The organism is Mycobacterium sp. OTB74 (genome assembly GCF_029892685.1).
Lineage (GTDB): Bacteria > Actinomycetota > Actinomycetes > Mycobacteriales > Mycobacteriaceae > Mycobacterium.
This window is the reverse complement of record NZ_JARXVD010000002.1, coordinates 136,793-160,680: the sequence shown is the minus strand read 5'-3', so window position 1 is coordinate 160,680 and position 23,888 is coordinate 136,793. Positions and strand designations below refer to the sequence as shown.

Here is a 23,888-nt window from a genome sequence, read left to right as displayed (position 1 = left end):
GGAGACAACACATGGACGAGTTGCGCGCCAAGGGCCTGGCGAAGATGAACGAGGTCTACGGCTGGGAGATGCCCAACATCGAGGGCGACCCGTACTTCGACCTCACCGTGGATCATCTCTTCGGCACCATCTGGTCCAAGCCCGGATTGAGCATGCGTGAGAAGCGGCTGATGACGTTGACCTGCGTTACTGCAGTCGGCTCGCAGGACCTCGCGGAAATCCAGGTCAACGCTGCGTTGCTCAACGGGGAGTTCACCGAGGACGAGCTCAAGGACATCGGGATCTTCCTGACCCAGTACCTCGGCTTCCCGCTTGGTTCTGCGTTCAACGGCACCGTGTCCAAGGTGGTGGCCAAGCGTCGCAAGGCGGCTGAGAAGGGCCTCGCCGAGGACCGGAAGGCCAACGTCAACGCGGCTGTCAGGATGAACACCGGAAGCAACCTCGATGACAAGTAGGTACGCCTCGCTTTCGCGCACCGAGCTGGCGACTCTGGTGCCGGAGCTGCTGCTGATCGGCCAGCTCATCGATCGCTCCGGAATGGCCTGGTGCATAGCCGAATTCGGCCGCGAAGAGATGCTGCAGATCGCCATCGAGGAGTGGGCCGGCTCCAGCCCGCTGTACACCAAGCGGATGCAGAAGGCGCTGAAGTACGAAGGCGTGGACGTCATCACGATCTTCAAGGGCCTGCAGCTCGACATCGGCGCGCCGCCGCAGTTCATGGACTTCCGCTACACCGTGCACGACCGTTGGCACGGCGAGTTCCACCTCGACCATTGCGGTGCGTTGCTCGACGTGGAGCCCATGGGTCCTGATTACGTGCGTGGAATGTGCCATGACATCGAGGATCCGACCTTCGATGCGACGGCGCTGGCTACCAACCGGCGCTGCCAGGTGCGGCCCATTCACCGGCCGCCGCGGGTGCCGGCGGATCGCAGCCCGCACTGCGCATGGACCGTCATCATCGACGAGTCGTACCCGGAGGTCGGGTTCATTCCGCAGCTGGACGTCGTGGGCGCCACCCACGCCTACAACTGTGTGCTCGATGCGATCGACCCGTCCGATGAGGGGCAGGCCGACTATTCCGGTGCGCTGATGAGCGACTTCGACTTCGCCGCTTTCTCGCACTCCGCGCTGGTGCGCATCGCCGACGAGGTGTGCCTGCAGATGCACCTGCTGATGCTGTCCTTCACCCTGGCGGTTCGGTTGCGCTGCAAGGGCGATGCGGAACTGGAACGCTCGATTCGGACCAAGTCGCTGACCGGTATCGCGGGTGTGGCAGCCGAGCGAATCCGTAACGCACTCGGTCTGCCTGCCGATGCCGCAGGCGCATTGCGGGTCCTGGAACTACATCCGTTGCTGAACCCGGCAGCCTATGTGTCCGTTGACTTCTCGTCGGACTCGGCGCACGTCCACCCGTCGCCGGCCCATGAGGACGACGCCTGGATCAACCTGGTATCCCCGGTGTCGGACCTGCCGTTGCAGGCCATTGCGGCCGGTGTCAACCCGCTGCTGCGGGCTGAGGTCTCCGGTGACGCCACGGACTGGACCGTCCGTTTCGTCGAAACCGACACCCCGGCAAAGGAGCTGGGCGAGGTCGCGGTGTGCAAGATCAGCGCCGGCGCGTCGTGGGTCTTCGAGGAACGAAAGTCGTTGCCGCTGACGGTGGTCTGACTGTCGGCCCCGCCGACGGTGGTCTAGCCGGCTGGGTCGCGCCTACCGCAACGCGGGCGCGACCCACCGACTCAGGTACGCCCGCAGTTCGGGGCCTCGCCGCGGTGGGCGTCCTGGGTCGACGACGAACGACTGGATGGTCCGCAGCAGGTATTCGGCAAGCCCATCCATGTCGGGGCCGAAACCCGAAGCCTCCCAATCGACTTCGAAGCGGGCTAGCAGGGCGCGGGCGAATGCCAGCGCCACGTCGGACGTCACGTTGGCGCTGAAGGCATTGGCGCGATCCGGTGACAACAACAATCCCAGTCGGTTGTCCTCGGGTATCCACTCCAGCGTGGTGGCGATGGCCTCCACTGCTGCGTCCGCCGGGTCGGTCAGTCCCGCGACGTGTTCCGCCAGTCGCTCCAGGAAACCGGATGCCGCCTGAGTGGCCGCCGCAGCCAGCAGCGCGTTGGTACTGGGGAAGTATCGGTACACGGTCTGCCGGGTGACACCCAACTTGCGGGCGACGTCGGCGATGGAAAAGTCGGCGCCGTGCGCGTCGATGACCTCGCCCGCTGCGGACAGCACCCGGGCGATGGCCTCCTCGTCACTGGCCGGGGCTGACCCGGCCCATCCATGGGTGCGCACCCGGCGAATATTAGCGGTACGACACCGCCAACTCTTTGACTCCGTTGATCCAGCCGGAGCGAAGCCGTTGCGGCTCGGCCAGTTTGGCAATGTTCGGAATCTGGTCGGCGATCTCGTTGAAGATCAGCTTGATCTCCATGCGCGCCAGGTTCGCCCCGATGCAGTAGTGCGCGCCATTGCCGCCAAAGCTTAAGTGCGGGTTGGGGTTACGCAGGATATTGAAATCAAAGGGGCGCTCGAAAACGGCCTCGTCGTAGTTGGCCGAACTGTAGAACAGCCCCGCGCGCTGACCGGCCTTGATGGTCACGCCGCCCAATTCGATGTCTTGCAGGGCGGTGCGCTGGAAGCAATGCACCGGGGTGGCCCAGCGGACGATCTCGTCGATGGCGGTTTCGGGCCGCTCCCGCTTGAACAGTTCCCACTGGTCAGGGTTGTCGAAGAAGGCGTTCATGCCGTGCGTCATGGCATTGCGAGTGGTCTCGTTGCCGGCCACCGCAAGCAGGATGACGAAGAAGGCGAACTCCACGTCACTGATGCCTTCACCGGCCTCATCTCCCAAGTCGGCCTGCACGAGCCGGGTGACGATGTCATCGGCCGGACACTTCCGCCGCTGCTCAGCCATGTTGTACGCGTAGCCCATCAGCTCGGCATTGGCCATGGTCGGGTCCGAGTCGAAGTCCGGGTCGTCGGTGTTCATGATCGCGTTGCTCCAGTGGAAGAGCTTCTCGCGGTCTTCCTCGGGCACTCCGATCAGGTCGGCGATGGCCAACAGCGGGAGCTTCATCGCCACGTCGTCGACGAAGTTGCCGCTGTCCTTCTGCGCCGCCTCCTGCACGATCTCGCGAGCGGCCACCGCCAACTTCTCCTCCAGCGTCGCGACGGCGCGCGGGGTGAACAGCCGGGACACGATCTTGCGGAGGCGGGTGTGCTCGGGCGCGTCATGGTTGATCAGCAGCGCCTTGGTCAGGTCCAACTGATCGCTGGTCACCCCGTCGGGCAGGCGCATGACGGCGCCTTTGGCGTTGGTGGACCACAGATCGCTGTTCTTCGAGATGGACTTGATGTCCTCGTAACGGCTGATCACCCAGTAGCCGCCGTCGCTGAAGATCGACTCCTGCTGCTCGTTCCACCACACCGGGGCGGTCTTGCGCAGCTGCGCGAACTCGGTCACCGGGATGCCCTGCAGCAGAACGTCCGGGTCGGTGAAGTCGAACCCTGGGGGCAGCAGCTCGCTGGCTTGTCCGAAGGGGCAGGTGGTGGTCATCCGGACATCTCCTTGCGTGACGTGGGGCACTGTTGTCACTAGACCATACACTGTGACGGAAACTGTATGGCCGGGCTGATCGGACTCTTGGCGTGGCCGCGACTTGCAGCGATTAGGGTGTGGCTGTGCGCGTCCTCGTGATCGGATCTGGTGCCCGTGAACATGCCTTGCTGCTTGCGCTGGGTAGAGACCCACAGGTCGACTACCTGGCCGTGGCGCCGGGCAATGCCGGGACCTCCGCGGTCGCCGAGCAGCATGACGTCGACATCACCGCAGCCGACGAGGTGACAGCGCTGGCCAAGCGCCTGCAGGCCGACCTGGTCGTGATCGGCCCCGAGGTCCCGCTGGTACTCGGCGTGGCGGAAGCCCTGCGCGGCGCCGGCATCGCTTGCTTCGGTCCCAACAAGGACGCCGCCCGTATCGAAGGTTCCAAAGCCTTTGCCAAGGACGTCATGGCCGCCGCGGGTGTGCGCACCGCCACCAGCGAGATCGTCGACAATCCCGGTCATCTGGATGCCGCGCTGGATCGCTTCGGCCCGCCCGCTGGCCAGCAGGCGTGGGTGGTCAAGGATGACGGATTGGCCGCTGGCAAGGGCGTGGTCGTGTCAGCCGACCGTGACGTCGCCCGGGCGCACGCTGCCGAACTGCTGGAGACCGGACATCCGGTGCTGTTGGAGTCGTTCCTCGATGGGCCCGAGGTGTCGCTGTTCTGCGTCGTCGACGGCGAGACCGTGGTGCCACTGCTGCCCGCACAGGACTTCAAACGGGTCGGCGACAACGACACCGGGCCCAACACCGGCGGCATGGGCGCCTACACCCCGCTGCCGTGGCTGCCCGCGTCGGCGGTATCCCAGATAGTCGAAGAGGTCGTCAAACCTGTTGCCGCTGAACTAGTTCGGCGTGACAGCTCGTTCTCTGGGCTGCTGTACGCGGGCCTGGCCATCACCTCTCGCGGGCCTGCGGTCGTCGAATTCAACTGCCGCTTCGGTGATCCGGAGACTCAGGCCGTGCTGTCGCTACTGGACACGCCGTTGGGCTCGCTGCTGAACGCCGCCGCCACTGGGACGTTGGCGTCGTTCGGTGAGCTGCAATGGCGCGACGGCTCGGCCGTCACCGTCGTGGTAGCCGCGGAGAACTACCCGGGACGCCCGCGGGTCGGTGACGTGATCACCGGCTCCGAGGCGCCCGGCGTACTGCACGCCGGAACCACCCGCCGCGACGACGGTGCCGTCGTCTCGGCCGGCGGCCGGGTGCTGTCGGTGGTGGGTACCGGCGCCGATCTGGCCGCCGCCCGTGACGAGGCCTACCGGATCATCCAATCAATTCGGTTGCCGGGCAGCCACTTCCGCACCGACATCGGTCTGGCCGCCGCCGAAGGCCGTATCGCCCTCTAGCGATTTGTGCACGACTTTGTGCGCTGAGCGCACATTTTCGTGCACAAATCACTGGACGAGTATGGGTGCCAGCCACTGGATTTCGGCGGGCAATTGGGCACTCCAGAAGCTGGCGTCGTGCCCGCCCGGGGAGAACCCACCTGCCGGTGGATGCGGCAGCTGCGCAACGAACTGCTTGGTCGCCGAGTAGAACGGATCGCTGTTGCCGCAATCGATCCGGATCGGGATGGACCCCAACGCGGACAGGCCCCAGACCGAATTGGCCGCGTAATCGTCGGCGCCGTCGAATGCGCCCGGTGCCGTCGCACCCGATGATGTCCACAACGCCGGGCTGACCGCGCAGATCACCGCAGTCCGCGCGGCGCCCAGCCGCGCACCCAGCAGCAGCGCGCCATAGCCACCCATCGACCAGCCGAGGAACCCCACCCGCGAGGTGTCCAGGCCCTGGTCGCCGAGCATCGGTATCAGCTCGTTCAGCACCATGGCGCCGGAGTCCTCCCCGGAGGCCCGCTTGTGCCAGTAGCCTCCGCCGCCGTCGACGGCCACCACCGCGAATGGCGGCAGCCCAGCCGCGACCGCCTGAGCCAGACCCTGCTCCACACCGCCGGCCATCACTGCCGCGGCGTCGCTGCCTTTGCCGTGCAGCGCGATCACCGGACGCAACGGTCCGGTCTGCCCTGGCGGGCGGGCGATGGCCCAGTTGGTCGATGCTCCACCGCGGGCCGACGAGACGAACGAGCCGGTGACGTATGTGGGGGCTGCGCTAGGTGGTGACAGCGGCGGCGGAGCCAGCGGCGCGCCGACACTCGCCATGACCGCGGGGCGGGCAGCGGCCTGCGGCCGGCTCAATGTCATCCCCAATGTGTAAGCGCCCGCGGCACCTGCGGCCGCACCGGCGCCGAGGCGAAGGAGGGCACGTCGACTCAGCTCTGGCATGCCGGCCATCATGCCATCGACCGCAGATCGGGCTTACCTGAGTAATGGCTAATGATTGGCCGAAAGCCCGGTGCCGGAAGGGTTCTGCTGGCAGCATTCAAGCCGTGACGACAGCAGTTACCCCGAAGGGGGAACGAAGACGGTATGCGCTGGTCAACGCAGCCGCCCAGCTGCTGTGCGAAGGTGGATTCGACGCCGTCCGGCACCGCGCCGTGGCGCAGCGCGCGGGGCTGCCGCTGGCGTCCACCACCTACTACTTCACCTCGCTGGACGACCTCATCGAGAAGGCCGTCGAACACGTCGGCGAGACCGAATCGCAGCAGCTGCGGCTCCGGGTCTCGGCGCTGTCCAGGCGGCGCCGCGGCGCCGATGCGACCGCCGACGTCCTGGTCGACCTGTTGGTCGGTGATGGCACCCGCGCCTCCGATCAACTGATCTCCCGCTATGAGCGCTACATCGCCTGCGCCCGTCAGCCCGGGCTGCGTGACGTGCAGCGCCGCATTCTCAAGCAGCGCTCGGACGCCGTCGTCGAGGTGGTCGAGCGTTCCGGTCGCGCGGTGCGTGCCGAGTTGCTGACTGCGTTGGTCTGCGCCGTCGACGGGGCTGTGGTCGCCTCGATGGTTGGTGACGGTGAGGGGCCGCGGGCGACGGCCCGGGCCACCTTGGTCGACGTCATCGACGTACTCGCCCCCTTCGATCAAGAGCGCAATGTGACTCTATAAGTAGGCTGTAGTTCCGTGAGCATTCCGAATGTGCTGGCCAACCGTTATGCCAGCGACGAGATGGTGGCCATCTGGTCGCCGGAGAACAAGATCGTCGCCGAACGCCGACTGTGGCTGGCTGTTCTGCGGGCTCAGTCCGAACTGGGCGTGGCTGTACCCGACGGCGTGATCGCTGACTACGAGCGCGTGCTGGAGCAGGTTGACCTGGGGTCCATCGCCGCGCGCGAACGGGTCACCCGGCACGACGTCAAGGCCCGCATCGAGGAGTTCAACGCCCTGGCCGGCCACGAGCACGTGCACAAGGGCATGACCAGCCGCGACCTCACCGAAAACGTCGAGCAGCTGCAGGTCCGGCAGTCCCTGGAGCTGGTGTTCTCCCACGGTGTCGCCGTGGTAGCGCGACTGGCTGAGCGCGCGGAGCTGTACCGCGACCTGGTGATGGCCGGCCGCTCGCACAACGTCGCGGCGCAGGCCACCACGTTGGGCAAGCGGTTCGCCTCGGCCGCCGAGGAGACCCTGATCGCGCTGACCCGACTGCGGGAACTGATCGACCGGTATCCGTTGCGCGGCGTCAAAGGCCCCATGGGCACGGCGCAGGACATGCTAGATCTGTTCGGCGGCGACGCCTCACGGCTGGCCGACCTGGAGCGACGGGTTGCCGTATTCCTTGGATTCACTGAGGTTTTCACATCAGTGGGGCAGGTGTACCCGCGGTCGCTGGACCATGACGTGCTGTCCGCGCTGGTGCAGTTGGGCGCCGGACCTTCGTCGTTCGCGCACACCATCCGGCTGATGGCCGGCCACGAACTGGCCACCGAGGGCTTCGCGCCCGGGCAGGTCGGGTCGTCGGCCATGCCGCACAAGATGAACACCCGGTCCTGCGAGCGGGTCAACGGCCTGCAGGTGGTGTTGCGTGGGTACGCGTCGATGGCAGCGGAACTCGCTGGGGCGCAATGGAATGAGGGCGACGTCTTCTGCTCGGTGGTGCGCCGCGTCGCCCTGCCGGATGCGTTCTTCGCCATCGACGGGCAGATCGAGACCTTCCTGACGGTGCTCGACGAGTTCGGTGCCTACCCGGCGGTGATCCAGCGCGAGTTGGACCGCTACTTGCCGTTCCTGGCCACCACCCGGATTCTGATGGCTGCCGTACGGGCCGGTGTCGGCCGTGAGACCGCGCACGAGGTGATCAAGGAGCACGCCGTCGCGGTAGCTCTGGCCATGCGCGAAAAAGGCCTGGAACCAGACCTTTTGGACCGGTTGGCTGCCGATCCGCGGTTGCCGCTGGATCGTGTCGAACTGGACGCGGCGCTGGCCGACAGGCAGGCGTTCAGTGGCGCGGCCGGCGATCAGGTCGACGGTGTCGTGGCGGCCGTGGGCCAGCTGGTGGCGCAGTATCCCGAAGCCGCGAAGTACACCTCAGGCGCCATCCTGTGACGTTGGCGGGGAGTCTGGCCGGGATCGACCTGACCGACCTCGACAATTTTGCGTCCGGCTTCCCTCACGAACTGTTCGCCCTGCACCGGGCGGAGGCGCCAGTCTGCTGGCATGAGCCCACCGAGAACACCCCGGACGGCGAAGGCTTCTGGTCGGTGGCCACCCATGCGGAAACCCTTGCGGTGCTGCGTGATCCGGTGACCTTCTCGTCGGTGACCGGCGGCTCGCGACCGTTCGGCGGAACGCTGATTCAGGACCTGTCCATCGCGGGGCAGGTGCTCAACATGATGGACGACCCGCGGCATTCGGAGATCCGACGGCTGGTGTCGTCCGGACTGACGCCGCGGATGATCGCGCGGGTCGAGGATGACCTGCGGGTGCGGACGTCGGCGCTGCTCGATGCGGTGGTGCCCGGGGTTCCCTTCGACTTCCTGGTGGACGTGGCCGCCGAGCTGCCCATGCAGATGATCTGCATTCTGATGGGTATCCCTGAGTCGCAACGGCATTGGTTGTTCGAGGCGATCGAGCCGAGCTTCGACTTCGGTGGTTCGAAGAAGGCCTCCATCACCAAGCTGTCCGTCGAGGAAGCCAGTTCGCGGATGTACACCTTCGGCATGGAGTTGATCGCGTCCAAGCGACAGCACCCCACCGACGACTTGCTGTCGGTGGTGGCCAACGCCGAGGGTGTATCGGACATCGAGGTGTACCTGTTCTTCAACCTGTTGTTCAGCGCAGGTGCCGAGACCACCCGCAATTCGGTTGCGGGCGGGCTATTGGCGTTGTGCGACAACCTATCTCAATTGGCGTCACTGCTTTCTGATCCCTCTTTGCTGCCGACGGCGATCGAGGAGATGGTGCGTTGGACGTCGCCGTCGCCGTCCAAGCGCCGCACCGCGACGCGGGCTGTGTCGCTCGGCGGTTGCGATATCGAGGCAGGGCAGAAGGTCGTGGTGTGGGAGGGCTCGGCGAACCGAGACGAGCTGGTCTTCGACCGTGCGGGCGAATTCGATGTGACCCGTAAACCCAACCCGCACTTGGGCTTCGGTCAGGGCGTGCACTACTGCTTGGGCGCCAATCTGGCCCGGCTGGAGCTGCGGGTGCTGTTCGAGGAGTTGCTGACCCGGTTCTCCGATGTGCAGGTGACCGCCCCGCCCGAGTGGACCCGCAGCAACCGGCACACCGGGCTTCGGCACCTGATGGTCGCCCTGTCCGGCCGCTAGGCTGCCTGCTTGCGATACGTCGCGAGAGTGACGTCGAGGATGCCTTGGGTGAAATAGCGTTCGCAGCCGCGAAGGTATTTCATGAAGCGCTGGTAGACCTGCTCCGATTGGACCTCGACGGCCTTGTCGTGGTTGGCCTCCAGCGCGTTGCCCCAGGTGTTTAAAGTCCGGATGTAGTGCGGCCGCAGTGACAACGCCTCGGGGACATCGAATCCGGCTTGTTCACCGTGCTCGATCATCATCTTCGTCGTCGGAATGCGCCCACCCGGGAAGATTTCGGTGATCATGAATTTGATGAATCGCGCAGTCTCGAAGGTTAACTTCTTACCGTCAGCGTGCAAGTCGTAGGGGTGGTAGCCGACGCTGCTCTGAATGGTCATGCGGCCGTCGTCCGGCAGAATCTCGAAACAGTTCTTGAAGAAATCCGGATAACGGTCGAAACCGAAGTGCTCGAAAGCCTCGATGGACACGATCCGGTCGACGGGTTGGGTGAACTCTTCCCAGCCGTGCAGCAGCACCCGATGGGTCCGATTGGTGTCGATGCCGTCGAGGAGCTGCTGAGTGAAGGCCTGCTGGTTCTTCGACAGCGTCAGCCCGATGACGTTGACGTCGTACTTCTCGACGGCCCGTTTGGCGGTGGCGCCCCACCCGCAGCCGATGTCCAGCAGCGTCATACCCGGTTTGAGGTCGAGCTTGTCGAGGTTGAGGTCGATCTTGGCGATCTGCGCATGTTCCAAGCTCAGGGTGGCGGGTTCGAAATAGGCGCAGCTGTATGTGCGGGAGGGGTCTTGGAAGAGGGCGAAGAAATCGTCTGACAAGTCGTAATGTGCTTGGACATCTTCGAAGTGAGGGCTCAGCGCTTCATGGGAACCAGTTGACATGAAGCGCTGCCTACTTCTCCAGGGTGAATTGGTTGACGTCGACTTGGCGCAGGCGGAACTTTTTGGCGCAGCCGGTCAGATATTTCATATAGCGGTCGTAGACCTCCTGCGATTGCAGTGCGATCGCCTCGTCACGGTGCGCTTCCAGCGCCTCGGCCCACAGGTCCAGTGTCTTCGCATAGTGCAGTTGCAGCGATTGGACCCGGGTCACCCGGAATCCGGCTGCGGTGGCGTGGTGGCAGACCATCGGGGTCGACGGCAGCCGTCCACCCGGGAAGATCTCGGTCACGATGAACTTGATGAACCTCGCCAACTCGAACGTCAGCGGGATGCCGAGTTCTTTGGCGTTGCGGGGGTCCATGCCACAGATGGTGTGGAGGAGCATCACGCCGTCTTCGGGCAGCGCGTCATAGGCCATCTGAAAGAACGCCGGATAGCGGTCGTGGCCGAAGTGCTCGAAGGCACCGATGGACACGATCCGGTCGGCCGGTTCGTGGTACTGCTCCCAGCCCTCCAGCAACACGCGACGGGAACGGGTGGTGTTCATACCGTTCAGCAGTTGCTCGACGTGCCCGGCCTGGTTCTTCGAAAGCGTCAGACCGACGACGTTGACGTCGTAGTTCTCAACGGCCCGTTTCATCGCCGCGCCCCAACCGCAGCCGATGTCGAGCAGCGTCATACCGGGGGTCAGGCCCAGCTTGCCCAGCGCCAAGTCGATCTTCGCCATCTGGGCTTCTTCGAGAGTCATGTCGTCGCGCTCGAAAAACGCGCAGCTGTACGTCTGGCTGGGGTCCAGGAACAGCCGGAAGAAGTCGTCCGACAGGTCGTAGTGCGCTTGGACATCAGCGAAGTACGGTTTGAGCTTCTCTGCCATGGTTGCCTTTCCCGACATCAAGCAGGGGGGAGCAGCATTGGTTGCGACGTGATTCGCGGGGCCGTTGGCTCCGCGAAAAGCTAACCAAAGCGCTACCAGTGAAGCAGCGACTGAGGTGCCAGGCAATAGCGAGCTTGGCTGAGTCGTCAGTCCGCTGGCGATTGCAGCGGCTGCCGCTTCGGCCGGGCCGGGCGCAGGCCGGCGGATCGCAACTCCAGCGCGGCCAGTTTGCGGATCGCGATTGTGTCGTGCGAACGCCAGGCGGTCACCGGATCGTCGGAGACCTCGGTGAGTTTGGCCAGTGGTCGGTTGGCGAGCGCACGCAAGGCGAGCAACTGTTCGCCCGCGTCGGTCGACGCCAATGTGACTGCGGTCCACTTGCGCCGGAAGAACCGGATCCGTAGCACCAGCCACGGCATTGCCACCGCGAGGATCGGCGGCAGCGCCACCGCCAGTGCCAGCACCCAGGCCAGCCAGCTCGCGGTGCTGTTGAGGTTGTCACCGGCGCTCGCGATGTCGGTTGCCGCACTGCTGGCCGAGCGCAGCGGAGCCCCGAGCGAGCTGCCGATCAACGGGATGCTGTCCGCACTGTGGCCGGCCGAGGCCAAGTTGTGGGCCACACCGCCCGCGCCGTCGTGGAACTGTCGCCCCACATCGGCGATGGTCGCTATCGCGCTGTGCACCGCGAGGCCGACCGAGATCCAGATCACGAACCACAGCATTACTGCGAGGTCGCTGGTCAGCTGGGCGAACAGCCGGCCCGGCGACCGGGCGTAGGGCACATAGCGCGAACTCATACTGGCCATCCCAACAGATAGTCTGTGCCGATGCGCCCAGCTCTGGCCGATTACCGGCATCTGACCAGCGGCAAGGTCCGTGACCTGTATCGCATCGATGACGACAACCTGCTGTTCGTCGCCTCCGACCGAATCTCGGCGTTCGACTACGTGCTGGACACCACCATCCCGGACAAGGGCCGGGTGCTGACCGCAATGAGCGTCTTTTTCTTCGACTACTTGGCCGGGGCGGTCGGCGCAGCCAACCATCTGGCGGGCCCAGCTGACGACCTCCGCATCCCGGAAGAGGTCTTGGGGCGTGCGTTGGTGGTGCGGCGGCTGGAGATGATGCCGGTCGAGTGCGTGGCCCGCGGCTACCTGACCGGTTCGGGGCTGATCGACTACCGCAAGACCGGCCAAGTCTGCGGCATCGAGCTGCCGGACGGGCTCACGGAGGCCAGTAGGTTCGCCGAGCCGCTCTACACCCCGGCGACCAAGGCCGAGATCGGCGAGCATGACGAGAACATCAGTCTTGCGGCCACCGAGAAGCTGGTCGGCGTGGAGCGGGCCGCTCAGCTGCGCGACGCCACGCTGACGATCTACAGCGCCGCAGCTGCGCATGCTTCGACGAAAGGGATCATCTTGGCGGACACCAAGTTCGAGTTCGGTGTCGACGCCGCGGGTCAGCTGGTGCTGGCCGACGAGGTGCTGACGCCGGACTCGTCGCGGTACTGGCCGGCCGACACCTATGTCGAAGGGGTGGTGCAGCCGAGCTTCGACAAGCAGTTTGTCCGCAACTGGCTGACCGGACCGGAATCCGGCTGGGACCGGCACGGCGACACCCCGCCGCCGGCGCTGCCCGCCGACATCATCACGGCTACTCGCGACCGCTATATCGAAGCGTACGAACGTATTTCAGGCCTGCAGTTCTCCGACTGGGTCGGCGCATGAGCGAGGCTCGCCGAGCGAATCAACGGCCCGTGTGCGCCCCCCCGATCGCGAAGCGGGTCGACTCGAAGCGGGAACACCACGGCGACGTGTTCGTCGACCCCTATGAGTGGATGCGGGATAAAACCGACCCCGATGTGACCGCCTACCTGAAGGCCGAGAACTCATACACCGAAGAGATCACCGCACCACTGGAACCGTTGCGGCAGAAAATCTTCGATGAGATCAAAGCCCGTACCAAGGAGACCGACCTGTCGGTGCCCAGCCGTCGCGGCGACTGGTGGTACTACGCCCGTAGCTTCGAGGGCAAGCAGTACGGTGTGCACTGCCGGTGCCCTATCAGCGACCCCGACGACTGGACACCCCCTCAACTTGATGAGAACACCGAGGTGCCCGGCGAGCAGGTGTTGCTCGACGAGAACGTGGAAGCCGAGGGTCACGACTTCTTCAGCCTGGGTGCAGCCACGGTCAGCGTCGATGCGAACATCCTGGCCTTCTCGGTCGACACCGTCGGTGACGAGCGATACACGCTGAGGTTCAAGGACTTACGCACCGGCGAGCTGTACCCGGATCAGATCGAGGGCATCGGCGGCGGCGCCACCTGGGCCGCGGACAACAAGACGCTCTACTACGTCACGGTCGACGATGCCTGGCGCCCGGACACCGTGTGGCGGCACCGGCTGGGTTCTGGCTTACCGGGTGAGAAGGTGCACCACGAGTCCGACGAGCGGTTCTGGGTCGGGGTTGGTCGCACCCGCAGCGACAAGTACGTGTTCATCGCGGCAGGCAGCGCCGTCACCACCGAGGTGCGGTACGGCGACGCATCCGATCCGGAGACCGGCTTCGCAATTGTGTTGCCGCGCAAGGATAATGTGGAGTACTCGGTCGAGCATGCGGTGATCCGGGGCGAGGACAGGTTCCTGATTCTGCACAATGACGGCGCAGAGAACTTCACGCTGGTCGAGGCACCAGTGTCCGATCCGACGAACTTCCGTACCCTGGTCGAGCATCGCGACGATGTTCGTCTCGACGGGGTCGACGCATTCGAAGATCGCCTGGTGGTCAGCTACCGGAGTCAGGCGCTGCCCCGAATTCAGCTGTGGCCGTTGGACTCCAATGGGAACTACGGTGAGCTGCAGGACATCACTTTCGACTCAGAGCTGATGTCGGTGGGCATGTCCGGCAATCCGAACTGGTCATCGCCACGGCTGCGGGTCGGTGCGACGTCGTTCGTGATTCCGGTACGGATCTATGACATCGACCTGGCGACAGGTGAGCGAATCCTGTTGCGGGAACAGCCGGTTCTGGGCGATTACCGCCCGCAGGATTATGTCGAGCGGCGGGAATGGGCGGAGGCTGCCGATGGCACCAAGGTGCCGCTTTCCGTCATCCACCGGGCCGACGTGGTACTGCCGGCTCCGGCACTGTTGTATGGCTACGGAGCCTATGAGTCCTGCGAGGACCCACGGTTCTCGATTGCCAGGCTGTCACTGCTGGACCGCGGCATGGTGTTCGTCATTGCCCATGTGCGAGGTGGCGGCGAGATGGGCCGTGGGTGGTACGAGCATGGAAAGCTGCTGGAGAAGAAGAACACCTTCACCGACTTCATCACTGCCGGTGAGCATTTGGTTGCCACCGGGGTGACCCTCCCGGAGAATCTGGTGGCGCTGGGCGGTAGTGCCGGTGGACTGCTGATGGGTGCTGTGGCCAACATGGCACCGCAGCTTTTCGCCGGCATCCTGGCTCAGGTGCCGTTCGTCGATGCGCTGACCACCATCCTGGATCCGTCGCTGCCATTGACCGTGACCGAATGGGACGAATGGGGAAACCCATTGGCGGACAAAGACGTTTACGACTACATGAAGTCCTACACGCCGTATGAGAACGTGGCTGCCCAGGACTACCCACAAATCCTCGCGATGACTTCGCTGAACGACACTCGCGTGCTGTACGTCGAGCCGGCGAAATGGGTTGCCGCCCTGCGTTATACCAAGACCGACGACCATCCGGTGATGCTCAAGACCGAGATGGCCGCCGGGCATGGAGGTACCAGTGGGCGCTACGAGCGGTGGAAGGAAGTGGCGTTCCAGTACAGCTGGCTGCTAGCCACCGCAGACCGCGACAAATACGGCAGCGGCCAGGTAGACGACCTCCTGGGCGGTACGCAGGCTTAGCTTCGACGTCATGGATGCCGGCGGTTCGGGCATCCGCGACGCGTATACGTTGGCCGGGAACATCGCCAACATCAGCAGGAACAAGCAGATCGCGGCGGCGATCCGGGTGGGCGGGAACAACAACCCGGCCGCGCCGAGCAATTCCAGCACCCCGGTGGCAGTCACCAGCGCTGCGGGGGACGGTAACCGCGGCGGGACGATGGCGATCATGTCGCGGCGCATGCCCGGGGTGAAGTGCGCAATGCCGGTCATGGTGAACATCAGTGCCATGCCGACCGCGACAGCCGCGGGCCAGTTGTCGACGTAGGCCACGCCGAGCCAGCCGACCGCGCGGGCGGCGAGGCTACCCAGAACAAGAGCGAGAAGAACGGCCATGATCGACACCTCCGATATCTTGCCAGTGACAAGATAAGGTTAAACCAAAACTAGCCAATGTCAAGATGTGAGCTAGGATCGGTAAATGGCCAAGCAGAACTACCACCACGGCGACCTGAAGACCGTCATCCTGGCCGAGGTCGCCACCCAGGTCGCTGAGCGTGGTGCCGACGCCATCTCGCTGCGTGAACTGGCCCGTTCGGCAGGGGTGTCACACGCCGCACCGGCTCACCACTTCACCGATCGTCGCGGGCTGTTCACCGCATTGGCGGCCGAGGGCTTCACTGCGCTGGCCGCAGCGCTACGTCAGGCCCAGCCCGAATTCATCGATGCGGCAAAGGCTTACGTCCGATTCGCGCTTGACCATCCCGGCCACTACAAAGTGATGTTCGACAAGGCGCTCTATGACTCCGCGGACCCGGCACTGCGCGCCGCCGAGGCCGAGGCTGCGGCCGAACTCAATGCGGGAGTGGCCACCCTGACCGATCCGGGCGCGCAGGCCGACCCGTCAGGCGCGGCGCTGGCGGCGTGGTCGCTGGTGCACGGATTCGCGCTGCTGACGCTCAATAGCGCAGTCGCTGACACCGATCCCATTCACACCACGGAACGGATTGCTCGAATCTTGTTCTCCGGCTAGGCGGACAAGCGTTCTCGGTGGAGTCCAACCCGCCCCAAATGGTCAGCTGCCACCTACGCGGTGGCAACCGGCGGGACACCTGACGTTGCCACACTGTGAGCATGGCTGGGCAGCTGATCGTCTCGATCTCCGGCATCCGGGGCCGCGCCCTGGGTGACGTCGCCGACCTGTGCGCCGAACTCGAAACCCGGAAAATTCCGCCGTCGTTGTTTGTGGCGCCCCGGCTGAAGGGCGGCTACCGGCTGGACCGCGACCCCGACACGGTGGCGTGGCTGACCGCCCGCCGGGCCGCCGGAGCTGCTGTGGTGCTGCACGGTTTCGACGAGGCTGCCACCAAGAAGCGTCGCGGCGAGTTCGCCGCCCTGCCCGCACACGAGGCCAACCTGCGGCTGATGGGTGCCGACCGGGTGCTGGAATACCTCGGCCTCCGTACTCGACTGTTCGCGGCCCCGGGCTGGACGGTATCGCAGGGCACTGTTACCGCATTGCCGCGCAACGGATTCCGGTTGCTGGTCGGAGACAGCGTCATCACTGACCTGGTGCGGGCGACCTCGGTGCGGGCCCGCGTGCTGGGTATCGGCGAAGGCTTCCTCACCGAACCGTGGTGGTGTCGCACCCTGGTGCTCGCCGCGGAACGTACCGCCCGGCGTTCCGGGACGGTGCGGATTGCAGTGGCCGCCAGTCAGTTGCGCCGTACCGGGCCGCGACAGGCCGTGCTGGACGCCATCGACCTGGCCCTCATGCACGGCTGCGTTCCCGCGGCCTATCACTGGCAGCCCTACCCGGTGCTGACCGACGCCGCTTAGCCCGGAGCACATGACTCGCTCACCGCGAGGGCGGGCTACGGTTGCCCCATGGACGCAGACGTCATTGTCGTCGGGGCGGGTCTGGCCGGACTTGTGGCCGCGGCCGAATTGCTCGAACGTGGCAAGTCGGTGCTGATTGTCGACCAGGAGAACCAGGCCAACATCGGTGGCCAGGCGTTCTGGTCGTTCGGCGGTCTGTTCTTCGTCGACAGCCCGGAACAGCGGCGCATGGGCATTCGCGACAGCTACGAGCGGGCGCTGCAGGATTGGCTGCGCACCGCCGGATTCGACCGTGCTGAGGACCACTGGCCCCGGCAGTGGGCGCACGCCTACGTGGACTTCGCCGCAGGGGAGAAGCGCAGTTGGTTGCGTGAGCGCCGACTGCAGACTTTCGCGTTGGTCGGCTGGGCCGAGCGCGGCGGGTGGGACGGCAGGGGGCCGGGCAACTCGCTGCCCCGATTCCACATCACCTGGGGCACAGGTCCGGCGTTGGTCGACGTCTTCGCCCGACGGGTGGTCGGGCACGCCAAAGTCAGGTTCGCGCATCGGCATCGCGTTGATGAACTCATCGTCGAGAACGGCGCCGTGACCGGCGTCCGCGGCGCGGTGCTGGAGCCGTCAGCTGCTGCCCGGGGCGAAGCGTCGTCACGTAACGTGTTGGGGGAGTTCGAGTTCCGTAGCCAAGCGGTGATCGTCGCCAGTGGCGGCATCGGTGGCAACCACGACTTGGTGCGCAAGAACTGGCCGGCGCGGATGGGCCGGGTCCCAGGCCAATTGTTGTCCGGGGTGCCGGCCCACGTGGACGGAAGGATGCTCGGCATCAGCGAGGCCGCCGGCGCCAGTGTCATCAACGGCGACCGGATGTGGCATTACACCGAAGGCATCACCAACTACGACCCGGTCTGGCCGCTGCACGGCATTCGCATCCTGCCCGGGCCGTCGTCGCTTTGGCTGGATGCCACCGGTAAGCGATTGCCCGACCCGCTGTACCCGGGCTACGACACCTTGGGCACGCTGGAGTACATCTGCCAAACCGGTTACGACTACACGTGGTTCGTGCTGGACCAAAGCATTATCGCCAAGGAGTTCGGGTTGTCCGGTCAGGAGCAGAATCCCGACCTCACCGGCAAGAATGTGCGAGAAGTGCTCTCGCGCAGCCGAAATGGCGGGCCTGGCCCGGTGCGTGCTTTCGTCGACCAGGGTGTGGACTTCGTGACGGCAAACTCGTTGCGGGACTTGGTGTCCGCGATGAACGACGTGCCCGATGTAGTGCCACTGGACTACGCGACCGTGGAAGCCGAGGTGGCTGCACGGGACCGCGAGATGACCAGCAAGCTCACCAGCGACGGTCAGACCATCGCGTACCGCGCGGCCCGTACCTATCTGCCGGACCGAATCGCCCGGATCGCCCCGCCGCATCGGCTGACCGAACCCAAGGCCGGGCCGATGATCGCCGTGAAACTGCACATCCTGACCCGAAAGTCTTTGGGCGGCTTGCACACCGATCTTGACTCGCGGGTGCTGACGGCGGACGGCGCAGTGCTCGACGGGCTGTACGCGGCGGGCGAGGCGGCTGGTTTCGGTGGTGGTGGCGTGCACGGTTACCGGGCGCTGGAGGGCACGTTCCTGGGCGGGTGCATCTTCTCCGGGCGGGCAGCCGGGAGGGCCGCTGCCCGGGCTGTCGGCTAGTTCCGCGAGCGCGTCAATCCCGGACTGGCGGCCGCGTGGGCGGTTGACGGTGCCGCAGGCCCAGCGACAAGCACCGCCAGACACACCATGGAGGTGCCATACAGTGCCCCGCCGATGATGTCGGTGAAGTAGTGATACGGATTGCTGGCCATGGCAATTGAGCCGATGATGCTGAACACGACCGCGGCCGCGACTGTCCACCACCGGACCCCCAGCGCCAGCACCAACATCGACGCCACGGTGATGACGGCTGTGGTGTGACCACTCGGGTAGGCCAGAACGCCCTCCCAGCGCCGGTCGAAAAACACCTTGAGCACCCGGGCGCCGACGACCGCGAGCGGCGGGCACAGTGCCATCACGACCGCGAGCCGCCATTGCCGTCGCCGCAGCGTGATGGCCACCGCCACGGCGAGCAGCGGCAGCAGCACCCAGACCTGGTTGAACACCAACATCCACACCGGATCAGCGCCGAGCAACTTCTGCGACGCCCTGACGAACCACCCATCGACGGCCGTCGCGCCGGTCCCGACCAACAGGCCCAGCACGACCATGCCGGTCAGGCCGACTATCGGCCACCACCACAGGAATCGCCGGGCGTTCAGAACTGCGTGCCATTCTCGAGCGCGAGCACCCGGAAGTCGGTGTTCGTCATCTCGGTCAGGCGCCCGTAATAAATGCCCTTGGCCTGCTCGGCGACGACGCCCTGGTGGATGGGCACAGCATGCTGCGGGGCGACTGCCCGCAGGAAGTCGACGGCCTCGGAAATCTTCATCCACGGTGCAGCGGCCGGCGCGGCCAGCACCTCGATGGGCTCGCCCGGCACGTACAGCGCGTCGCCGGGGTGCATCAGCCGGGCCGGATGGCCGGCGTCGCCGACCAGGTACGAGATGTTGTCGATGATCGGGATCTCCGGATGGATGACCGCGTGCTTGCCGCCGGCGCCGCGCACCGTCAAGTGGCCGATCGACAGGGTGTCGCCGACGTGCACCGCCTGCCACGGCTCGCCCAGCTGGGCCGCGGTCATTGGATCGGCGTACAGCTTGGCCTGCGGGTTGGCCTCGACCAGTGCAGGCAGCCGGGCAGGATCGGCGTGATCGGGATGCTGGTGAGTGATCAGGATGGCATCGAGTCCGGTGATGCCCTCGAAGCCGTGGGAGAAGTTGCCCGGGTCGAACAGCACCTGTGTTTCAGTGTCAGTGTCGCGGAACCGGGCCAGTAGGCAGGAATGGCCGAAGTGCGTCAACTCCATGCCTACATTCTGGGCCTGCTTGGTCGACATCGCCGCATTTCCCGGCGCCGGTAAAGTAGCCCCGAGCAATCCGACCCGAACAAAGGAGCGCGCGTGGCCCGCGTTGTTGTGCACGTGATGCCCAAGGCCGAGATTCTGGACCCGCAGGGCCAGGCGATCGTCGGGGCGCTTGGGCGTCTCGGGGTGACCGGTATTTCGGATGTGCGGCAAGGCAAACGTTTCGAGCTTGAGGTCGACGACAGCGTGTCCGACGAGACGCTGGAGCACATCGCCGAGACGCTGCTGGCCAACACCGTCATCGAGGACTTCTCGGTGCACCGGGAGGAGGCGTGACTGCGAAAGTAGGTGTCATCACGTTCCCGGGGACGCTCGATGACATCGACGCGGCCCGGGCGGTGCGCGCGGTCGGCGGCGAGGCGGTCAGCCTTTGGCATGCGGACGCCGACCTCAAGGGTGTTGACGCGGTGATCGTGCCCGGCGGCTTCTCGTATGGGGACTATCTGCGCTGCGGCGCCATCGCAAAGTTCGCACCCGTCATGGCGTCGGTGGTCGAGGCTGCTGCTAACGGCATGCCGGTGTTGGGGATTTGCAACGGTTTTCAGGTCTTATGCGAGGCCGGGCTGCTGCCGGGCGCGCTGACCCGCAACGAGGGCCTGCACTTCATCTGCCGCGACGTCTGGCTTGAGGTGACGGCCACCTCGACCGCATGGAGCAGTCGCTACGAGGCGGGCGCCGACATCCTGATCCCGCTCAAGTCCGGTGAAGGCCGGTACGTCGCATCGGAAAAGGTGCTCGACCAACTCGAAGGCGAAGGCCGCGTGGTGTTCCGGTACCGCGACAACCTGAACGGCTCGATGCGCTCGATCGCCGGGGTCAGCTCGGCCAACGGCCGGGTCGTCGGCCTGATGCCGCACCCCGAGCACGCCACCGAGGCGCTGACCGGCCCGTCAGACGACGGGCTGGGGATGTTCTTCTCAGCGCTTGATGCGGTCCTGACGGCTTAGCCGTCAGACACTCAGCGCCACCGACGCTTCAGCGGTGTAGCAGAGGAACGTCAGCGTCTCCTGCAGGTACAGCTGCACGTCGTCCGCATCGTGTGACAGGTAGCCGATCGCGACGTCGGTGCCCAACTGCAGGTCGAAATCGCCACCGCGAGTGGACAATACGAATGCGCCATCGATGGCCGGCGCCCAGATGATGTCACCGTCGACCAGCCGGTTCAGGTGCTCGCGCAACGGGTAGCCGTGCTCGGTGGTTTCGCTGACCTTCGTGTACGCCTCGGCCGACAACAGCACCGAGTACGGGCCATCGACACCAGCCAGGCGCAGCTCGGACAGCGCCTGGGCGATGACGTCGGGGTAGCCGCGCGGGTCGTCGGGCAGAGCCAGCGCCGGATTGGAACTGGACGCCCGGATGCCCTCGATCTGGGCCGCCGGATAGCCCTCGAAGATGGCCCGGTCCTCGGCGAACGCCAGGTTCTTCGCGGCCTCCTTCACCGGGTCCCAGTCTGAATCCTGTGCGCCCCGCTCGACGTCATCGATGGCCTGGCGGGACACCGTGAACGGCACCCGCAGCCGCACCAGCGACCGGGCCTCCCGCAGGTGTGCCTCTACGCCGTCCCCGGGCGATCCGATACCCACCAGGTGGCCGGTGCTGATCGCGGCGGCGGTCGGCCCGCCTGGATCACTCACGTCGACAACCCGTCGTCCGGCGATGTGCCGCTTGAAGGTCCGGCCCGCTTCTTCTTCGATCTGTGCCCACGCGACGGCAGTAACAGGCGCGAGTTCGCGGTACAGGTTGTTCATTGCGGTTGACCTTTCAGGCTGCCGATGGACATGGTGTCTGTGGACTCAGTGGTGGCGGGTGCCGCGGCGGGTAGCGCCGGGGGATCATCGAGGAAATCCGTTGTCGGAGTGAAGAACAGCACGCCTGTGACTGGTATGGAGAAATCCAGGATGCGGTCGGTATTGCCAGGCGGGTCACCAATGAACATGTTGCGCAGCATCCGTTCGGTGACATCGGGGTCCGCCGAATACGCGATGTAGTACGTGCCGAATTCGCCTGAGCCGACTCGGCCGAACGGCATGTTGGCCCGCACGATCTGCAGCTGGTTGCCGTCGGCGTCACTGATCACGTTGAGCGCCAGGTGTGAATTCGGCGGCTTGACGTCATCGTCCATCTCGATGTCTTCAAGCTTGGAGCGGCCGATCACCCGCTCCTGCTCGGTAACGCTGAGCGACTCCCAGGACGTCATGTCGTGCAGGTACTTCTGCACGTGCACGTAACTGCCACCGGCGAATTCGGGATCGCCGGCACCGACTTGCGCGGCCGTCACCGCGTCGGGCCCATCAGGGTTTTCCGTGCCGTCGACGAATCCCAGCAGATCCCGGTTCTCGAAGAACTTGAACCCGTGCACCTCGTCGACCACGGTCACCGCCCCGTCGAGCGGGCGCAGAATCCGGCCGGCCAACTCAAAGCACACATCCATGGCGTTGGCCCGGATGTGGAACAGCAGATCGCCCGGCGTCGACGGGGCGTGGTGGCGTGCCCCCTGCAACTCCGGGAACGGGTGCAGCTGGGCCGGCCGCGGTCCGCTGAACAACCGGTCCCAGGCGTCCGATCCGATCGACGTCGCCAAGGTCAGATTGCTTGCCGGCGTGCGGAATCCGACAGCGCGCACCAGACCGGACAGACCGGATAGCGCATCGCGTACGAGGGACTCGGCGCCGTCATCGATGGTGGCGACCAGGAAGATCGCCGCGGACGTCAATGGCGTCAGGACGGGTTGCGGCTTGGCTGGACCCACGAAGCGACCCTAGCGGCAACACGGTCGGATTTCTGGGTAACTGGTTCGAGACCGCACGCGCGCCCGGACCGGTTCGTTGGCCGCCATGGTGAACGGCGAGCGAGCGTCATCAGCCGACGGCGTAGATTTCCTGGCCATGACCCGAGCTTCTGCCGCTGGCCTTTGTCAGTTCATTGATGCGTCGCCGTCGCCGTTCCATGTTTGTCTGACGGTGGCGGGACGCCTGCGCGACGCCGGCTTCACCGAACTGGTCGAGACCAACGCCTGGCCGACCGGCGTGGGCTCGTATTTCACCGAGCGGGCAGGCTCGTTGGTGGCCTGGAAGACGACTGACGATCCGCTTCCGTTCCGGATCGTCGGTGGCCATACCGACAGCCCCAACCTGCGGGTCAAGCAGCACCCGGACCGGTTCGTGTCCGGCTGGCAGGTGGTGGCCTTGGAGCCCTACGGCGGGGCCTGGCTGAACTCCTGGCTGGACCGTGATCTCGGTATCAGCGGACGGCTCTCGGTGCGCCGAAGTGGTGCCGTCGAGGACATTCTGGTCCGCGTCGACGATCCGATCCTGCGAGTGCCGCAGCTGGCCATTCACCTTTCCGACGACCGCAAAGGCGTCAGCCTGGACCCGCAGCGGCACGTCAACGCGGTGTGGGGCGTGGGCACCGGGACACGGGATTTCCTGGCTTTCGTCGCCGAGCGCGCCGGGGTCGACGCTGCCGATGTGCTGGCTGCCGACTTGATGACCCACGACCTTGCGCTCTCGTCACTCGTCGGCGCGAGCAACGAATTGGTAAGTGCGCCAAGGCTGGACAACCAGGGCACGTGCTACGCGGGCTTGGAAGCCTTCCTGGCGGTCCCTGAGTCTTCGGCATTTGTTCCAGTACTGGCGTTGTTCGACCACGAGGAGGTCGGTTCGACATCGGACCATGGCGCCCAATCAGATTTTTTGCCAACGGTTTTGGAGAGGATAGTGTTGGCCTCCGGCGGAACCCGGGAGGACCTGCTGCGCCGGATGGCCGGGTCGATGGTGGCCTCCGGGGATATGGCTCATGCCACCCACCCGAACTACCCCGATCGGCACGAGCCCGGCCACCTGATCGAGGTCAACGCAGGCCCGGTGCTGAAGGTCCAGCCGAACCTGCGCTACGCCACTGACGGACGAACCGCCGCCGCGTTTGCGTTGGCCTGCGCGCAGGCCGGAGTTCCGTTGCAGCGCTACGAACATCGTGCGGACCTGCCGTGCGGGTCGACCATCGGCCCGATGACCGCCGCTCGTACGGGCATCCCGACGGTCGACGTGGGTGCCGCGCAATTGGCCATGCATTCGGCGCGCGAATTGATGGGTGCCGACGATGTGGCCGCGTACTCCGCCGCGCTCGGGGCTTTCTTGTCACCCGCCTGACCT

General features: G+C 65.5%; 25 protein-coding genes. 14 read left to right on the top strand and 11 right to left on the bottom strand.

Features of this window, described 5'->3' with window-relative positions; translation table 11 throughout:
- Window positions 1-11: 11 nt before the first annotated feature.
- Complete coding sequence (locus M2432_RS03930; protein ID WP_280825451.1) at window positions 12-455, top strand: carboxymuconolactone decarboxylase family protein; 444 nt, start codon at window positions 12-14, stop codon at window positions 453-455.
- Entirely contained in the window at window positions 445-1,671 is a 1,227-nt protein-coding gene (locus tag M2432_RS03925; protein WP_280825450.1) for a hypothetical protein, read from the top strand. Before M2432_RS03930 ends, M2432_RS03925 begins: the two co-directional genes overlap by 11 nt.
- 42 nt (window positions 1,672-1,713) lie before the next feature.
- Here the strand turns inward: M2432_RS03925 and M2432_RS03920 are convergent, their stop codons facing one another.
- The gene (locus M2432_RS03920; protein WP_280825449.1) at window positions 1,714-2,301 is read right to left on the bottom strand and encodes a helix-turn-helix domain-containing protein; all 588 of its coding nucleotides are present in this window, start codon (window positions 2,299-2,301) and stop codon (window positions 1,714-1,716) included.
- 10 nt (window positions 2,302-2,311) lie between these two features.
- The gene (locus M2432_RS03915) at window positions 2,312-3,565 is read right to left on the bottom strand and encodes a cytochrome P450 (RefSeq protein ID WP_280825448.1); all 1,254 of its coding nucleotides are present in this window, start codon (window positions 3,563-3,565) and stop codon (window positions 2,312-2,314) included.
- Window positions 3,566-3,690: 125 nt separating this feature from the next.
- On the opposite strand from M2432_RS03915, the gene purD reads away from it, so the two are divergent.
- The gene (gene purD, locus M2432_RS03910) at window positions 3,691-4,959 is read left to right on the top strand and encodes a phosphoribosylamine--glycine ligase (protein WP_280825447.1); all 1,269 of its coding nucleotides are present in this window, start codon (window positions 3,691-3,693) and stop codon (window positions 4,957-4,959) included.
- Between the two features lie 48 nt (window positions 4,960-5,007).
- On the opposite strand, the gene M2432_RS03905 is transcribed toward purD, so the two are convergent.
- Window positions 5,008-5,907, bottom strand: a complete 900-nt coding sequence (locus tag M2432_RS03905) for an alpha/beta hydrolase-fold protein (RefSeq protein ID WP_280825446.1) — start codon at window positions 5,905-5,907, stop codon at window positions 5,008-5,010.
- Between the two features lie 83 nt (window positions 5,908-5,990).
- Here M2432_RS03905 and M2432_RS03900 point away from each other — a divergent pair, with 83 nt between their 5' ends.
- The 3 genes from M2432_RS03900 to M2432_RS03890 are packed head-to-tail and all read left to right on the top strand — an operon-like array spanning window position 5,991 to window position 9,271.
- Window positions 5,991-6,617: a TetR family transcriptional regulator gene (locus M2432_RS03900; RefSeq protein ID WP_280825737.1), complete on the top strand. Its 627-nt coding sequence runs from the start codon at window positions 5,991-5,993 to the stop codon at window positions 6,615-6,617.
- Between the two features lie 15 nt (window positions 6,618-6,632).
- A complete protein-coding gene (gene purB, locus M2432_RS03895; RefSeq protein WP_280825445.1) occupies window positions 6,633-8,051 on the top strand; it encodes an adenylosuccinate lyase in 1,419 nt (472 codons plus the stop codon).
- A complete protein-coding gene (locus tag M2432_RS03890) occupies window positions 8,048-9,271 on the top strand; it encodes a cytochrome P450 (protein WP_280825444.1) in 1,224 nt (407 codons plus the stop codon). Before purB ends, M2432_RS03890 begins: the two co-directional genes overlap by 4 nt.
- On the opposite strand, the gene M2432_RS03885 is transcribed toward M2432_RS03890, so the two are convergent.
- From M2432_RS03885 to M2432_RS03875, 3 genes are all read right to left on the bottom strand, one after another.
- On the bottom strand, window positions 9,268-10,152 hold the full coding sequence (locus M2432_RS03885) for a cyclopropane mycolic acid synthase family methyltransferase (RefSeq protein ID WP_280825443.1): 885 nt from the start codon (window positions 10,150-10,152) through the stop codon (window positions 9,268-9,270). The genes M2432_RS03890 and M2432_RS03885 overlap by 4 nt on opposite strands.
- 10 nt (window positions 10,153-10,162) lie before the next feature.
- The gene (locus M2432_RS03880) at window positions 10,163-11,026 is read right to left on the bottom strand and encodes a cyclopropane mycolic acid synthase family methyltransferase (protein ID WP_280825442.1); all 864 of its coding nucleotides are present in this window, start codon (window positions 11,024-11,026) and stop codon (window positions 10,163-10,165) included.
- Between the two features lie 146 nt (window positions 11,027-11,172).
- Window positions 11,173-11,823, bottom strand: a complete 651-nt coding sequence (locus tag M2432_RS03875; protein ID WP_280825441.1) for a hypothetical protein — start codon at window positions 11,821-11,823, stop codon at window positions 11,173-11,175.
- Between the two features lie 30 nt (window positions 11,824-11,853).
- Between M2432_RS03875 and M2432_RS03870 the strand changes: the two genes are divergently transcribed.
- Together M2432_RS03870 and M2432_RS03865 are read left to right on the top strand one after the other, a co-directional pair.
- Window positions 11,854-12,753, top strand: coding sequence for a phosphoribosylaminoimidazolesuccinocarboxamide synthase (locus M2432_RS03870; RefSeq protein ID WP_280825440.1), 900 nt, complete (start codon window positions 11,854-11,856; stop codon window positions 12,751-12,753).
- Window positions 12,750-14,924: a S9 family peptidase gene (locus tag M2432_RS03865; protein ID WP_280825439.1), complete on the top strand. Its 2,175-nt coding sequence runs from the start codon at window positions 12,750-12,752 to the stop codon at window positions 14,922-14,924. Before M2432_RS03870 ends, M2432_RS03865 begins: the two co-directional genes overlap by 4 nt.
- Here M2432_RS03865 and M2432_RS03860 read toward each other — a convergent pair.
- Window positions 14,853-15,299 carry a DoxX family protein gene (locus tag M2432_RS03860; protein WP_280825438.1) on the bottom strand — a complete coding sequence of 149 codons (447 nt, stop codon included), beginning with the start codon at window positions 15,297-15,299 and terminating at the stop codon, window positions 14,853-14,855. The genes M2432_RS03865 and M2432_RS03860 overlap by 72 nt on opposite strands.
- 85 nt (window positions 15,300-15,384) lie before the next feature.
- Here M2432_RS03860 and M2432_RS03855 point away from each other — a divergent pair, with 85 nt between their 5' ends.
- The 3 genes from M2432_RS03855 to M2432_RS03845 all read left to right on the top strand — a co-directional run bounded on the left by M2432_RS03855 (window position 15,385) and on the right by M2432_RS03845 (window position 18,431).
- Window positions 15,385-15,936 (top strand): TetR/AcrR family transcriptional regulator, encoded by a 552-nt coding sequence (locus M2432_RS03855; RefSeq protein ID WP_280825437.1) that lies wholly within the window; start codon window positions 15,385-15,387, stop codon window positions 15,934-15,936.
- Between the two features lie 101 nt (window positions 15,937-16,037).
- Window positions 16,038-16,742 carry a DUF2334 domain-containing protein gene (locus M2432_RS03850; protein ID WP_280825436.1) on the top strand — a complete coding sequence of 235 codons (705 nt, stop codon included), beginning with the start codon at window positions 16,038-16,040 and terminating at the stop codon, window positions 16,740-16,742.
- Between the two features lie 48 nt (window positions 16,743-16,790).
- The gene (locus tag M2432_RS03845; RefSeq protein ID WP_280825435.1) at window positions 16,791-18,431 is read left to right on the top strand and encodes an FAD-binding dehydrogenase; all 1,641 of its coding nucleotides are present in this window, start codon (window positions 16,791-16,793) and stop codon (window positions 18,429-18,431) included.
- On the opposite strand, the gene M2432_RS03840 is transcribed toward M2432_RS03845, so the two are convergent.
- On the bottom strand, window positions 18,428-18,982 hold the full coding sequence (locus M2432_RS03840; RefSeq protein ID WP_280825434.1) for a phosphatase PAP2 family protein: 555 nt from the start codon (window positions 18,980-18,982) through the stop codon (window positions 18,428-18,430). The two genes, M2432_RS03845 and M2432_RS03840, sit on opposite strands and share 4 nt — an antisense overlap.
- Window positions 18,983-19,029: 47 nt before the next feature.
- Window positions 19,030-19,680 carry an MBL fold metallo-hydrolase gene (locus tag M2432_RS03835; protein WP_280825433.1) on the bottom strand — a complete coding sequence of 217 codons (651 nt, stop codon included), beginning with the start codon at window positions 19,678-19,680 and terminating at the stop codon, window positions 19,030-19,032.
- 93 nt (window positions 19,681-19,773) lie between these two features.
- Here M2432_RS03835 and purS point away from each other — a divergent pair, with 93 nt between their 5' ends.
- On the top strand, window positions 19,774-20,013 hold the full coding sequence (purS, locus tag M2432_RS03830) for a phosphoribosylformylglycinamidine synthase subunit PurS (RefSeq protein WP_280825432.1): 240 nt from the start codon (window positions 19,774-19,776) through the stop codon (window positions 20,011-20,013).
- Window positions 20,010-20,684, top strand: a complete 675-nt coding sequence (gene purQ / locus M2432_RS03825; RefSeq protein WP_280825431.1) for a phosphoribosylformylglycinamidine synthase subunit PurQ — start codon at window positions 20,010-20,012, stop codon at window positions 20,682-20,684. The genes purS and purQ overlap by 4 nt, the downstream gene beginning before the upstream one ends.
- 3 nt (window positions 20,685-20,687) lie before the next feature.
- Here purQ and M2432_RS03820 read toward each other — a convergent pair whose 3' ends face one another.
- Together M2432_RS03820 and M2432_RS03815 are read right to left on the bottom strand one after the other, a co-directional pair.
- Entirely contained in the window at window positions 20,688-21,485 is a 798-nt protein-coding gene (locus tag M2432_RS03820) for a family 1 encapsulin nanocompartment shell protein (RefSeq protein ID WP_280825430.1), read from the bottom strand.
- On the bottom strand, window positions 21,482-22,486 hold the full coding sequence (locus M2432_RS03815) for a Dyp-type peroxidase (protein WP_280825429.1): 1,005 nt from the start codon (window positions 22,484-22,486) through the stop codon (window positions 21,482-21,484). The genes M2432_RS03820 and M2432_RS03815 overlap by 4 nt, the downstream gene beginning before the upstream one ends.
- 136 nt (window positions 22,487-22,622) lie before the next feature.
- On the opposite strand from M2432_RS03815, the gene M2432_RS03810 reads away from it, so the two are divergent.
- Window positions 22,623-23,885, top strand: coding sequence for a M18 family aminopeptidase (locus tag M2432_RS03810; RefSeq protein WP_280825428.1), 1,263 nt, complete (start codon window positions 22,623-22,625; stop codon window positions 23,883-23,885).
- Window positions 23,886-23,888 lie beyond the last annotated feature (3 nt).

What these genes read in the sequence shown, in the direction of transcription:
- M2432_RS03930 (WP_280825451.1), top strand. Translation starts at nt 12, where the DNA reads ATGGACGAGTTGCGCGCCAAGGGCCTGGCGAAGATGAACGAGGTCTAC.
- M2432_RS03925 (WP_280825450.1), top strand. Translation starts at nt 445, where the DNA reads ATGACAAGTAGGTACGCCTCGCTTTCGCGCACCGAGCTGGCGACTCTG.
- M2432_RS03915 (WP_280825448.1), bottom strand. Translation starts at nt 3,565, where the DNA reads ATGACCACCACCTGCCCCTTCGGACAAGCCAGCGAGCTGCTGCCCCCA.
- M2432_RS03905 (WP_280825446.1), bottom strand. Translation starts at nt 5,907, where the DNA reads ATGATGGCCGGCATGCCAGAGCTGAGTCGACGTGCCCTCCTTCGCCTC.
- M2432_RS03885 (WP_280825443.1), bottom strand. Translation starts at nt 10,152, where the DNA reads ATGTCAACTGGTTCCCATGAAGCGCTGAGCCCTCACTTCGAAGATGTC.
- M2432_RS03880 (WP_280825442.1), bottom strand. Translation starts at nt 11,026, where the DNA reads ATGGCAGAGAAGCTCAAACCGTACTTCGCTGATGTCCAAGCGCACTAC.
- M2432_RS03875 (WP_280825441.1), bottom strand. Translation starts at nt 11,823, where the DNA reads ATGAGTTCGCGCTATGTGCCCTACGCCCGGTCGCCGGGCCGGCTGTTC.
- M2432_RS03870 (WP_280825440.1), top strand. Translation starts at nt 11,854, where the DNA reads ATGCGCCCAGCTCTGGCCGATTACCGGCATCTGACCAGCGGCAAGGTC.
- M2432_RS03865 (WP_280825439.1), top strand. Translation starts at nt 12,750, where the DNA reads ATGAGCGAGGCTCGCCGAGCGAATCAACGGCCCGTGTGCGCCCCCCCG.
- M2432_RS03860 (WP_280825438.1), bottom strand. Translation starts at nt 15,299, where the DNA reads ATGGCCGTTCTTCTCGCTCTTGTTCTGGGTAGCCTCGCCGCCCGCGCG.
- M2432_RS03855 (WP_280825437.1), top strand. Translation starts at nt 15,385, where the DNA reads ATGGCCAAGCAGAACTACCACCACGGCGACCTGAAGACCGTCATCCTG.
- M2432_RS03850 (WP_280825436.1), top strand. Translation starts at nt 16,038, where the DNA reads ATGGCTGGGCAGCTGATCGTCTCGATCTCCGGCATCCGGGGCCGCGCC.
- M2432_RS03845 (WP_280825435.1), top strand. Translation starts at nt 16,791, where the DNA reads ATGGACGCAGACGTCATTGTCGTCGGGGCGGGTCTGGCCGGACTTGTG.
- M2432_RS03840 (WP_280825434.1), bottom strand. Translation starts at nt 18,982, where the DNA reads ATGGTCGTGCTGGGCCTGTTGGTCGGGACCGGCGCGACGGCCGTCGAT.
- M2432_RS03835 (WP_280825433.1), bottom strand. Translation starts at nt 19,680, where the DNA reads ATGGAGTTGACGCACTTCGGCCATTCCTGCCTACTGGCCCGGTTCCGC.
- M2432_RS03820 (WP_280825430.1), bottom strand. Translation starts at nt 21,485, where the DNA reads ATGAACAACCTGTACCGCGAACTCGCGCCTGTTACTGCCGTCGCGTGG.
- M2432_RS03810 (WP_280825428.1), top strand. Translation starts at nt 22,623, where the DNA reads ATGACCCGAGCTTCTGCCGCTGGCCTTTGTCAGTTCATTGATGCGTCG.